The 13854-nt window shown below is 53.6% G+C and carries 11 protein-coding genes; 6 read left to right on the top strand and 5 right to left on the bottom strand.

Annotated features, from left to right (window positions below):
- Positions 1-89: 89 nt before the first annotated feature.
- Positions 90-1013: a choline ABC transporter substrate-binding protein gene (gene choX, locus ACN0UH_RS03450; RefSeq protein ID WP_417660755.1), complete on the bottom strand. Its 924-nt coding sequence runs from the start codon at positions 1011-1013 to the stop codon at positions 90-92.
- 92 nt (positions 1014-1105) lie between these two features.
- Complete coding sequence (betC, locus tag ACN0UH_RS03445) at positions 1106-2620, bottom strand: choline-sulfatase (protein WP_417660754.1); 1515 nt, start codon at positions 2618-2620, stop codon at positions 1106-1108.
- A 113-nt stretch (positions 2621-2733) separates the two neighbouring features.
- Between betC and ACN0UH_RS03440 the strand changes: the two genes are divergently transcribed.
- From ACN0UH_RS03440 to ACN0UH_RS03425, 4 genes are all read left to right on the top strand, one after another.
- Entirely contained in the window at positions 2734-3657 is a 924-nt protein-coding gene (locus ACN0UH_RS03440) for a choline sulfate utilization transcriptional regulator (protein ID WP_417660753.1), read from the top strand.
- Between the two features lie 129 nt (positions 3658-3786).
- The gene (gene pbpG / locus ACN0UH_RS03435) at positions 3787-4698 is read left to right on the top strand and encodes a D-alanyl-D-alanine endopeptidase (protein ID WP_417660752.1); all 912 of its coding nucleotides are present in this window, start codon (positions 3787-3789) and stop codon (positions 4696-4698) included.
- Positions 4699-5092: 394 nt separating this feature from the next.
- Positions 5093-5881 carry a hypothetical protein gene (locus ACN0UH_RS03430; protein ID WP_417660751.1) on the top strand — a complete coding sequence of 263 codons (789 nt, stop codon included), beginning with the start codon at positions 5093-5095 and terminating at the stop codon, positions 5879-5881.
- 32 nt (positions 5882-5913) lie between these two features.
- A complete protein-coding gene (locus tag ACN0UH_RS03425; protein WP_417660750.1) occupies positions 5914-6135 on the top strand; it encodes a hypothetical protein in 222 nt (73 codons plus the stop codon).
- Positions 6136-6209: 74 nt separating this feature from the next.
- Here ACN0UH_RS03425 and ACN0UH_RS03420 read toward each other — a convergent pair whose 3' ends face one another.
- Positions 6210-8780 (bottom strand): TRAP transporter permease, encoded by a 2571-nt coding sequence (locus ACN0UH_RS03420; protein ID WP_417660749.1) that lies wholly within the window; start codon positions 8778-8780, stop codon positions 6210-6212.
- Positions 8781-8945: 165 nt separating this feature from the next.
- Positions 8946-9917, bottom strand: coding sequence for a TAXI family TRAP transporter solute-binding subunit (locus ACN0UH_RS03415; RefSeq protein WP_417660748.1), 972 nt, complete (start codon positions 9915-9917; stop codon positions 8946-8948).
- Positions 9918-10134: 217 nt separating this feature from the next.
- Between ACN0UH_RS03415 and ACN0UH_RS03410 the strand changes: the two genes are divergently transcribed.
- Complete coding sequence (locus ACN0UH_RS03410; protein WP_417660747.1) at positions 10135-11166, top strand: AraC family transcriptional regulator ligand-binding domain-containing protein; 1032 nt, start codon at positions 10135-10137, stop codon at positions 11164-11166.
- Here ACN0UH_RS03410 and ACN0UH_RS03405 read toward each other — a convergent pair.
- Positions 11163-12128, bottom strand: a complete 966-nt coding sequence (locus ACN0UH_RS03405; RefSeq protein ID WP_417660746.1) for an NAD-dependent epimerase/dehydratase family protein — start codon at positions 12126-12128, stop codon at positions 11163-11165. The genes ACN0UH_RS03410 and ACN0UH_RS03405 overlap by 4 nt on opposite strands.
- 190 nt (positions 12129-12318) lie before the next feature.
- On the opposite strand from ACN0UH_RS03405, the gene ACN0UH_RS03400 reads away from it, so the two are divergent.
- Positions 12319-13713 (top strand): M16 family metallopeptidase, encoded by a 1395-nt coding sequence (locus ACN0UH_RS03400; RefSeq protein WP_417660745.1) that lies wholly within the window; start codon positions 12319-12321, stop codon positions 13711-13713.
- Positions 13714-13854 lie beyond the last annotated feature (141 nt).

The following is a 13854-nucleotide window of genomic DNA, read 5'->3' as shown; positions in this document are numbered from 1 at the left end:
ATTGGCTTTGGTTCTTGTGCTTGGGTTTGTTCGGCCAAGCTCGGCGGACTTAAGTCGAAAGCGCTTAAGCCCGCCCGTTTAGCACAGCATTATAGCTTGGCTTGAACTGCTTTGAGACCGTCGCCGCCGTCGAGGGTTTTAACCCCATCGAGCCAGCCTTTGACCACTTCCGGGTTGGCCGCCATCCAGGCTTTGACAGCTTCGCTGTTGCTCGCTTGCTTGCTCAGGACTTTATCCATCACCGTGTTTTCCATCTCTTGGGTGAAGCTAAGGTTGCTCAACAGTTTGCCAACATTCGGGCACTGCTCTGCATAACCTTTGCGGGCGAGGGTGTTAACACTGCCAGTTTCGCCGAAATAGGCTTCGCCGCCTTTGAGGTATTTCATGTCGTACTGAACGTTCATCGGGTGTGGCGTCCAGCCGAGGAACACCACGAATTGGTCGCGTTTTATGGCGCGCCCGACCTGAACCAGCATGGCTTGCTCGCTGGACTCAATCAGCTTCCAGTCTTTGAGGTCAAAGTCGTTGGTCTCAATCATTTTGCGGATCGACTCATTACCCGGTGAGCCGGAGGCAATACCGTAGAGTTTATGATCGAACTTATCAGCGAATTTGTTCAGGTCAGCGAAAGTTTTAACCCCGGCCTCATACGCGTAGCTCGGTACAGCGAGGGTGTATTCAGTGCCGGTCAGGTTCTGCTTCAGGTTGTCGATCTTGCCGTTGGCGACAAACTTGTCGTAGTTGCTTTGCTGGGCCGGCATCCAGTTACCCATAAATACATCGACCTGACCTTTTTGCAGGCCAGCAAAGATGATTGGCACGGCCAGCGTCTGGGTTTTGGCCTGGTAGCCTAGGCTGTCGAGAATGAAGCTGGTGACGCCATTGGTCACGGCAATATCACTCCAGCCCGGATCTCCCAGTTTCACCGTACTGCAGCTTGCGTCTTCTGCTTGGGCACCGATACTGGCGGCCAGTAACAGGCTGCCTGCAAATATAGGTGTGAGAGTTTTCATGCCTTCTCCTTTGTTATGTTTTTTCCTGTGCCAGCTTTTGCTGACGACAGTGAGTGATGGCAGTTCAATTTGATTTATCTTAGTAGACGGTTTTAAGCATCGACCTGAGGAAAGCGTGCGCGTCGTTCAAGGTCATCGAGGTCGATGTGGTTTCGCATGTACTGCTGGCTGGCGTCGACCATCGGCTGGTGGTCCCAGCTCTTCAGTGTGCCCTGGCTAAGTGCGTCTGCAACCAGGCGACGGCGGCGTTGGCTGGCCAGCGTGGCTTGGTGAATGGCGGCAATATTCCACTGTTCCTTAGCTTCTTGAACCAAGCTCGCGAGTACTGTTTGATGATCATCTGAGTTGGCAAGGTTCTCACGTTCTTGTGGATCGTTGCTTACATCGAACAGCAACAGCGGGTCGACTTCCGAGTAGATCAACTTGTAGTCACCGCGCCGAATCATCATCAGCGGGCTGTTGCTGCCCTCTGCCATGTATTCGCCAAGTACGTGATCGTGACCTGTGCCGGTTTCCAGGTGCGTGAGCAGTGAGCGGCCATCGAGTGCTAAGTCGGGGTTAACTTTACCGCCTGCCAGCTCAACGAAGGTTGGCAGTAAGTCCATGGTTGATACCGATTGGCTGACCCGCCGCGCTGCGAAGCGCTTGGGTGCATGTACCAGCATTGGCACGCGGGCAGACATTTCATACCACTGCATCTTGTACCACAGGCCGCGCTCACCAAGCATGTCGCCGTGATCACCCGAGAATACGATGATGGTGTCATCGTCCAGACCGCATTCCTTGAGGGTTTGCAGCAGCTTGCCAATGTTGCTGTCGATATAGCTGCACGCGCCGTAATAGGCGCGGCGGGCATCCTTGATCTTGTCATCAGGCATCGGCTTGTTCCACAGGTCGATGACCTTCATCACCCGCTTGGCGTGCGGGTCTTGCTGATCTTGCTCGATAAACTGTTTTGGCAGGTCGATATCGACGCCTTGGTACATATCCCAAAATTCGCGGGTGATGGTGTACGGATCGTGCGGGTGGGTCATCGACACCGTCAGGCAGAAAGGTTGGTCATTACCTGTACGCACATGGTCGTACAAGTACTGCTGTGCCTTGAACACCACCTCTTCATCGAAATCCAACTGGTTGCTGCGCACACAAGGCCCGGCTTGCAGCACCGATGACATGTTGTGGTACCAGCTCAGGCGCTCTTCGGGGGCATCCCAATTGACCGACCAACCGTAATCCGCCGGGTAAATATCACTGGTCAGTCGCTGCTCATAGCCATGCAATTGGTCCGGGCCACAGAAGTGCATCTTGCCCGATAAGGCGGTGCGATAACCCATCAAGCGTAAATAGTGAGCATAAGTTGGCACGTCGGCGGGCAAGTCTGCAGCGTTATCGTAGGCGCCGATTTTGCTCGGCAGTTGACCGCTGACCAAGGTGAAGCGCGAGGGCGCACACAATGGGCTGTTGCAATAGGCTGAGTCGAATACCACGGCTGATTCTGCGAGTTGCATCAGGTTTGGCATCTTGATTTGCGAGTTGGCATCGTGCAGCGGCAGGATCGGTGCGGCCATCTGGTCGGCCATGATGAAGAGGATGTTGGGTCGTGTCATGGCCAGTCTGTATCCCATATAAAAAATTTATGCGAAAGTGCTGTATCTATAATCAAGCCAACAAAAACTGGGGTAAACCCGCATCAAACACATAGCTTGGATAACTACAGCTTATGTATGAGCGCTTCAACGACCTGTCGCTGGATGTGCTGCGAGTCTTTGAATCTGCCGCGCGGCAGTTGAGCTTTACTGCTGCGGCCTCCGAGTTGGGTACCAGTCAGCCAGCCATAAGCCAACAGATAAAACGCCTTGAGCAACGCTTGCATACCCGGCTGTTTGATCGGGTTTATCGCGGTATTGTTCTCACCGAGGCTGGCGAGCATTTATTGCATTACGTTCAGGATGGCCTGAGTACGCTCGATGCTGGACTGCAAGCGGTTACCTCGCAGCAACAACATGAAGTCCTTCAGGTCGCGACTGATTTTGCCTTTGCCGCGTATTGGTTGATGCCTCGTCTTAAACGCTTCAACCAGTTGTATCCCGAGGTCGATGTCAGCCTGCTTACCGGCGAGCGTGATCTGGGCGCCTTGTCAGCTGAAATTGATGTGGCGATTGCTTTTGGCGATGGTCGGGTCAAGAACGGCCAGTCGCGGTTGTTGTTTGCCGAAGAGGTGTATCCGGTGTGCAGTGCGCAGTTGCTCAAAGACTATGCAAAACCTTTAGCCCCCGCGATGTTGGCACATCTACCGTTGCTGCACTTGCGTCCTGAAAGCCGCGCCAGCTGGTTGGATTGGCAAGGGTTGTTTACCGCGCTGGGGATTGCTGAGGCGCCGAGCCCCGGCAGTTTACGTTTCGATAACTACACGCTGTTGATCCAGGCGGCGATTGCCGGGCAGGGCGTGGCGATTGGCTGGCGCTATTTAATTGATGAACTGCTGGAACAAGGCTTGTTGTGTCGAGCCTGTGAGGGCGGAGCTTGCACAGAACTGGGCTACTATCTGCTACTGCCTGAACGTAAACGCCGACAGCGCATTACCCAACTGTTTGTTGATTGGCTGCAAGATGAACTGGCCGGTACCCGAGCAGAAATCGGCTAGTCTGTTTGCAGACGAAAGGTAGGAACATCATCGACCCAGGGGGCTCCAAGAACCCTGAATGAATTCCGTATACTTAGCACGCTTGAATATGCTGTTCAGGCTCACCTAACTTTGCTCAGTGAACTTCCCTTGAAAATTCGTCATTCGATAGTCAGTCTGTTGCTGGTTTGCAGCAGCGTTTTAGTTACATCGAACGTGCTGGCTGCCAGCAAAAAGCCTGTGCATCAAGAACTGGCGGCGGGCAGTGCGCTGTTGGTCGACTTGAATACCAATAAGGTGCTGTATTCGAGCAATCCTAACGTGGTTTTGCCCATCGCCTCGGTGACCAAGCTGATGACCGCCGTCGTCACTTTGGATGCCAAGTTGCCGATGGAGCAGATGCTCGATATCAACATCGCTGACACCCAGGAAATGCGCGGTGTTTTCTCCCGTGTGCGGATCGGCAGCGAGCTGAGTCGCCGGGACATGCTGCTACTGGCGCTGATGTCATCTGAAAACCGCGCGGCGGCGAGTCTCGCCCATCACTATCCGGGCGGCCAGACTGCATTTATTGCAGCGATGAACGCCAAGGCCCGCGCGCTGGGTATGCGCAATACCCATTACGTCGAGCCGACAGGCCTGTCGCCGCTCAACGTTTCGACTGCGACCGATCTGGTATTGCTGCTCAAGGCCACGCGTAATTATCCACTGCTCAGCAAGCTAAGCACCGCTGACGATAAAACCGTGGCCTTCCGCAAACCCAACTACAGCCTGGGCTTTCGCAACACCAATGGTTTGGTGCGCAAGGCGAACTGGAATATTCAATTGACTAAAACCGGGTATACCGATGAAGCGGGCCATTGTCTGGTTATGCGCACGGAGATGAACAAGCGCCCGGTGGCTTTTGTCGTGCTGGATGCATTCGGCAAATACACCCACATGGCCGACGCCAATCGTTTGAAAAAGTGGATGGAAACTGGCGCTATTACCCCGGTTCCACCCGCTGCTATCGCGTATCGCCAGCAAAAACAGGCGCAGCGTCAGATGCAAGCGCTGCGCTGACTATAAGAGCAAAATCCTTCCTCCAAGCCGCAGCGACCCGGGCAATTTGCAGGGTTGTGCGTCCCGCTCAAGCGGCCTTTCTCAGGCCGCTTGATCCGACAACTTGCTAAAGTCTCCGACTTAAAATTAGCGAGTTGTTAATGCGTTCGAAAACAATAGCCGATGTCAGATTAATATATATGCCTGATCTATCTGTGGCTGTGACCCTTGTTCTTTAAGGGTTAGATGAGTGTTTCATGACTTCAGTCAATGGTTAATTATTATGTTAACTGCACAGACAAGATAGTATTGAACTTCGGAGCGTTCGCTTGATAGCGCTCGAACAATCAGAAGGCTGTTAGTGTGTATTGTAGTTCTGCCTGACAGGAGATTCGTTTAATAGGGAGTGTTTACGATGAATCTGCCAACTTGCTTAACCTTAGTGTGTGGCATTGCAACTCTGCTTCCAGGCGCCCTGATGGGGCAATCCGCAACCCCTGAAAAGAACACATCAGCTACCCAGTCTGCAGATGCTGAATTACCGGCTGGTGGACCTGAACATAATACGCCAAGCAGTTCCAGTGACACTTCGGGACCTGATGCTGCGGAATTGGAAAAGCTTGCCAAGGAAACAGCCAACCCCCTGGGCGCCGCTTGGATGTTGTGGTTTCAGAATGACTATACCCACATGGACGGCGACAACGACGCATTACCCAGCAATGGGCGCTGGGCTAACTCGACAAAATTCCAGCCGGTCATGTCATTTCCTTATGACGTGGGTGATGACGAGTGGAACCTGATTGTACGTCCGGTAGTGCAATACCAGTCATCGCCCCTCGATGACAGCTTTGGAGATGCTCTACAGGGGCGTACCGGGGACATTCCAACGAATAAGCTGTTAGGCCATAACTATCCCTATAGCGATCGCACAACTGGCTTTGGTGATACCGGCTTGTTGACGTTGACAGGGCCAGCTCGTGCGATGGCTTGGTCTGGGGCGCAGGTGTTACCCAGTTATTCCCGACGGCTGAAGAGGATGTTCTGGGCCAAGGCAAATACCAGGCGGGACCGGCGGTATTACTGGCCTCGCTGGCGCCAGACCCAGGTGGTTGGAACGTTGGTGTATTGGCTCAGCATTGGTGGTCATACGCCGGTGATGAGGATCGGGATGACACCAGCCAGTCGGACATTCAATACTTTCTGAATTACCGACTCAGTGCCACAGAGTTAGTCGGTATGACGCCAAACGTCAAAGTTAACTGGAAAGCTGACAGCGGCGAGAAAGTTAATTTCCCAATTGGATTGGGTTATTCCAATGTAATTAAAATTAATAAGTTACCTGTGCGGTTTGCTGTTGAAATGCAGTACAGCGTGGTTAAAGGCGATGAATACGATGCGGATTGGAATTTGAGATTTATGTTTATTCCCGTTATTGCCAACCCATTTAAAAGTTATTGATTGCTAATGTGAGCAATAAAAAAGGCCAGCCCGTATTACCGGGCTGGCCTTTTTGTTTGCTGACCGAAGGCGCGTTATACCAGAGCAGGTTGCGGCTCTGGCTCACGGCGCCGACGTTGCAGCCAGACTACCAAGGCAAACAGCAATAGCCCAGGTATCCACATGTACTCTTTCTGCCAACGCTCAGTCGGGGCACGCACTAGCAATATCTGCTGGTCGAACTCTAGACCCGCCTCAGCAGCAGGGCTGCCGAAGGTGACGTTATCGATGAGTACTTTGTCACCATCCACATAGGTTTGCAGGCCCAGTTTGGCCAGACGCTCCTCGCCGCTTGCACCTTCAGGTACTGGCAGCAGGATGGAGAACTCGCGGGGGTCACCCACCGCATCTTCACCGCGAATGCGCATGCGCAGCTTACTGCCGACGTCAACATTGCCCAGCGCTTGTGAGAACTCGGCTGGTGCGATGGTGCGATACGGATCGTGCACGATGTCCATCCAGAAGCCAGGGCGGAACAGGGTGAATGCGATCAACAGCAACAGAATGCTTTCGTACCAGCGGCTTTTAACCAGGAAGTAACCCTGGGTGCCAGCAGCAAATATCAACATGGCTCCCGTTGCGACAATAAAGATCAGCACGCCGTGCCAGAAGTCGACATTGATCAACAGCAGGTCAGTGTTGAAGATGAACAGGAACGGCAGCGCTGCGGTCCTGAGGCTGTAGTAGAACGCGGTGATACCGGTCTTTATCGGGTCGCCCTTGGACACGGCAGCTGCCGCGAACGAAGCCAGGCCGACTGGCGGTGTCACGTCAGCCATGATGCCGAAGTAGAAGACGAACAAGTGGACCGCAATCAGCGGCACGATCAAACCGTTCTGTTGGCCTAGAGTAACAACCACGGGCGCGAGCAGGCTTGAAACTACAATGTAGTTGGCGGTAGTCGGCAAGCCCATACCTAGGATCAAGCTGAAGACGGCGGTGAGCACCAGCATCAGCAGCAAGTTACCCATCGACAACAACTCAACCAGATCGGCGAGAACCAGACCGACGCCGGTTTGCGAAACGGCACCGACGATAATGCCCGCCGCAGCAGTGGCAATACCGATACCAATCATGTTGCGTGCACCCGCGATCAGGCCTTCGCGCAGATCAATAACGCCATCTTTGAAATTGCCATGCTCGTGCGTGCCATCGGTGCGCAACCAGCTTAGCAGCGGGCGTTGCGTCAGCAGGATAATAGTCAGCATCACGCTGCCCCAAAATGCTGACAAGCCGGGTGACAGGCGTTCGATCATCAAACACCAGACCAGTACCACTACCGGCAGCAGAAAGTGCAAGCCGCTAAGTAATACCGCACGGGTTTTAGGCAGTGTTTCCAGCGGCGCATTAGGGTCTTCAGGTGGCAGCGGTGGAACGCTCGCAGCAATCTTTAGCAGGCCCAAATAGACCACCGCCAACAGCACGCTAATGCCGGGCAGGGCGTATTCGCCCAATGCAGGTTTGAGCCAACCCAAACCGTAGTAGACCACCAGTGAAATACCGGAAATCAGGGCAACACCGAATGCAAAACCTGTAATGCGGCGCAGCCAAGGCTTAGGCACATGGCCGCCAATCGGCTGCAGGCCAAGCTTGAGTGACTCAAGATGGACAATGTAGAGCAGGGCAATGTAGGAAATCGCAGCAGGTAGGAATGCGTGCTTGATGATCTCGACATAGGACATGCCGATGTATTCAACCATCAGGAACGCAGCCGCACCCATTACCGGCGGCATAATCTGGCCGTTAACCGATGACGCCACTTCAACTGCGCCGGCTTTCTCCGCGGAAAAACCGGTGCGCTTCATCATCGGAATGGTGAAAGTACCGGTGGTAACTACGTTGGCGATCGAGGAGCCGGAAATCATCCCGGTCAGACCCGATGCCACAACCGCTGCTTTTGCTGGGCCGCCGCGCAGGTGGCCGAGCATGCTGAACGCCAGCTGGATGAAATAATGACCAGCGCCGGCACGTTCCAGCAAGGCACCGAACAGCACAAACAGGAATACAAAGCTGGTGGAGACTCCCAAGGCGATGCCGAATACACCCTCGGTGGTGATCCACTGGTGGTTGGCCATTGCGGTGAAACTTACCCCGCGATGCGCCAGTAAGCCCGGCATATAAGGTCCGGCCAGACTGTAGATGAGAAACAACAAAGCGATAATTGCCAGTGGCGGGCCAAGGGCTCGACGTGTGGCTTCGAGCAGCAGTGGAATACCAATGCACGCTGTCACCAGATCGGCAGTGGTTAAACTGCCGGGGCGCTGTGCCAACTGCTGATAGAAAATAAACAGGTAGGCCGCGCTGGCCGCCGCTATCAGCCCCAAAGCAATATCCATTGCCGGGACATAATCACGCGGTGACTTTTTAAAGGCCGGATACGCAAGAAACGCCAAGAGCAAGGCAAATGCCAAGTGAATGGCTCGGGTTTCAGTATCGTTAAGCACCCCAAAACCGAAAATGAACGGTAGCGGCGATGCAATCCAGAGCTGAAACAGCGACCACAACAGCGCCAGGCCGGTGATTACTGTCGCCATCGCTCCAATTGGCAAGCGCGCGCCAACATCCTGGGCAATCAGTTCTTCAGTGGATAGTTGTTTTTCATCCATGGAGTGGAACCTGCATTCAAGAGTTCATCAAACAGCAAAGCCCGCAGCCATTAGCTAACGGGCTTGCTTCACGTAAGGCTAGTTCAGTTAAGGGCTCTTCACGAAAAGGAGCCCTAACCAAAGGCAGTTTGCGCGCCCTTGGTGAGTGCGCAAACAACTGGCCGATTACATCCAGCCGCGTTCTTTGTAGTAACGGATCGCGCCTTCGTGCAGTGGAGCAGTGAGACCAACCTTGATCATGTCTTCTTCTTTCAGGTCGGCAAATGCAGGGTGCAGACGCTTGAAGCGATCAATGTTGTCGAATACCGACTTAACCAACTGGTAAACCACTTCAGGGTCAGCTTTAGCGGTGGTCGAAAGAACTGCTTTACCACCGATCGACTGAGTTGGGGCATCGCTGCCTTTGTACATCCCGCCTGGGATTTCAGCTTTGGTGTAGTAAGTCTTTTCAGCCAACAGCTTGTCGATGTCCGGGCCAGAAACTGGAACCAGTATCGCGTCAGTTGTGGTGGTGGCTTCTTGAATTGCACCGTTTGGATGACCAACAAAGTAGGTCATTGCATCGATGTTGTTGTCACCCAAAGCAGAAGCTTGTTCAGCAGGCTTCAGCTCAGCAGCCAGCGAGAACGCCGACTTGTCCCAGCCTTTAACGCGCATGATTTCTTCGAGGGTGTCACGCTGACCGGAGCCTGGGTTACCGATATTGACGCGCTTACCTTTGAGGTCATCAACGGTTTTGATATTGGCGTCACGACGGGCGAGGATGGTGAAAACTTCGCTTTGCAGGGAGAACACTGCACGGATGTCTTCCATCGCGCCTTCGGCTTCAAATGGCGGCAGGCCTTTGAGTGCTTTGAACTGGTGATCAGACTGCATGATGCCGAAACTGAACTCACCGCTGCGCAGACCGTTGACGTTTGCTACGCCACCGCCGCTGGCAGGCGCGTTGCACTTGATGCCGTGATCAGCATTGCCGCGGTTTACAAAGCGGCAAATTGACTGACCAGCGACGTAATAAACGCCTGTCTGGCCACCTGTGCCAATGGTGATGAATTTATCTTCGGCCTGGGCCGCGCCACTCAGAGTAATGCCTGCGAGTGCAGCTGACAGAACCCATGCTAAGGATTTGCCTTTCATGGGGAGTTCTCCTTTCTTGGTTATTGTGATCCCTCTATGCCTTTTGAGCGTAGCGGAAGGATGAAAGTTTAACCGTTCTCGAGCCCCATGCACGGGACAATTCGTTTTTGCGCTTTATTGGAGCGAACGTCCAACATAATAGCTGGGGAAGCAGAGCTGGATATGTCGTCGCTATTTGGGCTATCGCAAAGCTGTTGCATTGGGCAAAATCCCTAGCATGCAAACATCTTCAGTTTCCCATGATCATGCCTCCGTCAGTGCCAGCATCACCTTGGCCGTGTTGCATGCCGCTGTCCGTCTTGGTCTGGAGCGTGAAGCTCTATTGGTGAGTTGTGGCCTGACTGAGGAGCAACTTGCAGACCCGGACGCACGCGTTCCCTTCACCACTCAGGAACATCTCTGGCAGTTACTCAGCAGCTTGCCCCTTGCTGAGCCCGGGCTGGCGATTGGGGTCAACTTGGCGCCAGGACCGTTCAGCGTGCTCGGTTACCTGCTGCAAAGCAGCCAAACCTTGAATGATGCGCTGAACGCCGGTATGCGTTATCAACGCCTTGTGGGTGAGGGCGGTGAGATGCATATGCAGGAGTTGGCAGAAGGTCTGCAGATACAATACCGGCCCTTGCATCCAAGTTTGCCCGCCACGCGTACCCGAGTGCTGGCTCTGATGGCCTGTTGGGTGCAGATGTTTAATCCATTGCTTGAAGATTTTCATCTGCTCAGCGCGCAGTTTGCCCATGAGCAACCCGAAGACCTCAGCCCTTACCGGCAGATATTTGCCTGCGACTTGCAGTTTAATTGCGCTGAGTACGCGGTTGTCTTGCCCCACGATTTGCGCCGCTCCAATCTGATCCAGGCCAACCAGCCGCTAGAGGATTTACTCCGCCAGCATGCTGAAGCCTTGCTTGCGCGTTTGCCCAGCCAAGGCTTGAGTACTCGGGTGGTGGCGCTGCTGGGTGAGCAATTGGCCCACGGTGAGCCGCATCGTGGCGAGCTGGCCCGCGCTTTAAATCTCAGCGAGCGCACGCTGCAGCGGCGTTTAACCGATGAAGGTTGCAGCTATCAACAACTTCTCAATGATACCCGTAGACAGCTCGCCGAGCGTCATCTGAGCAGCGGTAAGCTACCGGCTGCCGAGATCGCACTGCTGCTGGGGTATTCTGAGCCCAGTGTGTTTTTCCGAGCGTTTCGCCAGTGGACAGGTTTGACCCCTGGTGAATATAGAGCGCGACACAACACGCAAAACCGCTAAGCCGTAGGCCGGCCGATGCCACGTGATTTGATAAATGCCAGAAATGCTTCACGGCTGGTGTAGCGTGGGGTATAGCCGAATATGTTTTTCAGTCGGGCATTTGCCAGCACGGGGCGATAACGTAGAAAGTCTATTTGCTCAGGGCCATATTGGCTGAGCCCCAAAGGCTTAAGAATGCGCAGTACGCTTTTAATCAGCAGCGCTGGCAATGGCCGATAGGGTTTGCCAAGCAAGACGGCGATTTCGCGTAGGGTTAAAGCGCCATCGCCAGCCAGATTGAAGATACCTTCAGCTTGTTTTTCCAGGCCTTGGCAGATGATGTTGATAACGTCTTGGTCCCAGATAAACACGAAGCGGCTGTCGCTACCCATAACGCCAAGAACTGTGGGTTTATTGAACAGGTCGGTGATCTGATTGTTCATCTGTTTGCCCAGTATGGTTCCCGCCCTCAGCACAAGTTGCTTGAGTTGTGGGTTTTTCTCACGTGCCTGGGCCAGCATCACTTCTACTTCACGCTTGTGTTTGGCGTAGGCAAAATTGTCATGTCCCCGTAGCGGCTGGTCTTCATCTATCCATTCGGCGTTGCTGCACGAGTAACCGTAGGCTGCACCTGAGCTGGTAATGATCAACTGTTCGACCGCCTCGCTGACGGCGGCATCAATTATTGTGCGTGTGCCGCCCACATCAATGGCTTTTAACTGTTGGTCGGTCATGCCGCGGGGCGGCGTCACCACTGAGGCGAGGTGCACAATCGCTTGTGGTTTCCAGGTGGAGATACAAACTTTGACCTCTCGCGACTTACTGATGTCCAACTGCAGTAGCTCGACATTTATGCCCAGCCCAGTGCGGCTCTGTGGCCGTATATCTGCTGCGATGAGCGTCCAGTCTGGATGTTGAACCGATAATTGGCGCAACAGCTGCTGACCAATAAAACCAGCAGAGCCGGTGATTAAAACGCGCATAGCACTCTCCAAGGAACGACAATTATGACTCACCGCGACAGCGATCCATTGCTCTGTAACGTCTTACTCACCCATACAGACTAGCCATAGCTAGCAGCGGTGACAGTGGCAATTTTAGCCACCGAAAGTGGCGAATCGCGACGTAAGTGTTATGCAGGTATGCTGGTAGTGAGCTTGTTAAGGGGGCTTCATGGCGAAAACGTTTTTATTCAGCCTGGTCGCGGGTTTATGGCTACTCACAGGCACTAGCGCCAGTGCCGAGGATCATCTGCAGGTTGAGGGTTACGTACTCGAAAACGGTCTGCAGTTGCTACTTAAACCTACCGCTGAACGCCAGCACGTCGCTATTCGGCTGATTGTAGGTGTTGGCTTTGATAACTTTTCATGTGCCCACAAAGAGCTTCCACACGTGCTTGAGCACTTGCTCTTCAGCGGTATCGACAAGCACGACGAAGTAGACCTGGAAACGCAGATGCAAGCGTTGGGCGGCGAATGGAATGCGTACACGCGCGATACCGACACCACTTTTGTGATTGAGGCGCCGGCTGAAAATCAGCGGGCTGTACTTGATCTGCTTCTGGCAAGCCTGACGCAAAGCCACTTCACCGAGGAAAAGCTTGAGTCTGCAAAAAAGGTCATTGAACACGAGAACGGTGGGCATTACTCCAATTTACAGCGCCTTATTGACCAGCAGAATCTCAGCCGCGAAGCTAATCAGCAACTAGCCGTTGAGCTGGGCTTGGCCTGTGCTGAGAAAAATAATGTCAGCCAACTCTCTCTGCAGCAGTTGGAGCAACTGCAAAGCGATTGGTATGCGCCTAACAATATGACCCTGATTGTTGTGGGCGGTCTTGATCCACGGCTACCGGCTTATCTGGACCGTCAATACGGTGCGATTGCGCCACACGACTTGCCGCAAGCCATTGAGTTACCCCAAGTTAGCCGCAAAGCTGAACCGCGCCGTGAGTTGATTACTCGCATAGTCGGTGAAAATGCCAGCCTGCACTGGATATTTCCAGAGCCTTGGGTTGGCGCCAATGACTACGAGGTTTGGGAGCTGATCAGCGACTATGTCGACTGGAAGCTCTATGAAACCCTGCGCATAGAGCGCAACCTCAGTTATGGCCCTAGCTCTGAGCGCAATGTTTTTGGTAGCACCAGTTTTTTCAGTCTCAATGGTACGTTGGAACGCGGCGACCTTGATGCTGCTGAACAGGCGCTGCGTGAGATGGTTGCTACGCTGAAAAAAGACGGTCTCGATGAGAAAACCTTCTTACGTTTGCAGACTGCCGCAGTCGCCAAGCAGGAGTGGGGTGTGCAAGGCAACAGTGCAATCGCTGATTACTACTGGGGTTCGCTCGCCGACTACGAAAATGGCCGTTTCCGTGATCCGGCCAAACGCCTTAAGAACGTAACCTTTAAGCAAGCCAATCAAGCCTTGAAGCAGTTGTTTGAACAGCAAGGTTATATCCGTATTGAGAAACCATTGCTCACCGCCAATGGTCTGTATCTTTGCTTGGCGGTAATGGCAGGTTTGCTGTTGCTTGCGTTCTTCGTCGGACGCTTGAGTAAACGCTCAAACTGAGCTGGCGTATTGCACCTGATGGACCAAACTGAATAGCGCAGCAGTATGGATTGCAAGTGCTTTGCAAGAAGCGTGTGGCTGAGTATCCTGCGCGCCTAAACAACCGTCTGAAGGGACTCAGTCATTTTTGAGGCGGCCACC

The organism is Pseudomonas sp. (genome assembly GCF_048265905.1).
Taxonomy (GTDB): domain Bacteria; phylum Pseudomonadota; class Gammaproteobacteria; order Pseudomonadales; family Pseudomonadaceae; genus Aquipseudomonas.
Note: the sequence above shows the minus strand (reverse complement) of the source record. Positions and strands in the feature narration are given on the sequence as shown.

Excerpts from the sequence above, each read along its gene's own strand:
- choX (WP_417660755.1), bottom strand. The coding sequence starts at position 1,013 with ATGAAAACTCTCACACCTATATTTGCAGGCAGCCTGTTACTGGCCGCC.
- betC (WP_417660754.1), bottom strand. The coding sequence starts at position 2,620 with ATGACACGACCCAACATCCTCTTCATCATGGCCGACCAGATGGCCGCA.
- ACN0UH_RS03440 (WP_417660753.1), top strand. The coding sequence starts at position 2,734 with ATGTATGAGCGCTTCAACGACCTGTCGCTGGATGTGCTGCGAGTCTTT.
- ACN0UH_RS03430 (WP_417660751.1), top strand. The coding sequence starts at position 5,093 with ATGAATCTGCCAACTTGCTTAACCTTAGTGTGTGGCATTGCAACTCTG.
- ACN0UH_RS03425 (WP_417660750.1), top strand. The coding sequence starts at position 5,914 with ATGACGCCAAACGTCAAAGTTAACTGGAAAGCTGACAGCGGCGAGAAA.
- ACN0UH_RS03420 (WP_417660749.1), bottom strand. The coding sequence starts at position 8,780 with ATGGATGAAAAACAACTATCCACTGAAGAACTGATTGCCCAGGATGTT.
- ACN0UH_RS03415 (WP_417660748.1), bottom strand. The coding sequence starts at position 9,917 with ATGAAAGGCAAATCCTTAGCATGGGTTCTGTCAGCTGCACTCGCAGGC.
- ACN0UH_RS03410 (WP_417660747.1), top strand. The coding sequence starts at position 10,135 with ATGCAAACATCTTCAGTTTCCCATGATCATGCCTCCGTCAGTGCCAGC.
- ACN0UH_RS03405 (WP_417660746.1), bottom strand. The coding sequence starts at position 12,128 with ATGCGCGTTTTAATCACCGGCTCTGCTGGTTTTATTGGTCAGCAGCTG.
- ACN0UH_RS03400 (WP_417660745.1), top strand. The coding sequence starts at position 12,319 with ATGGCGAAAACGTTTTTATTCAGCCTGGTCGCGGGTTTATGGCTACTC.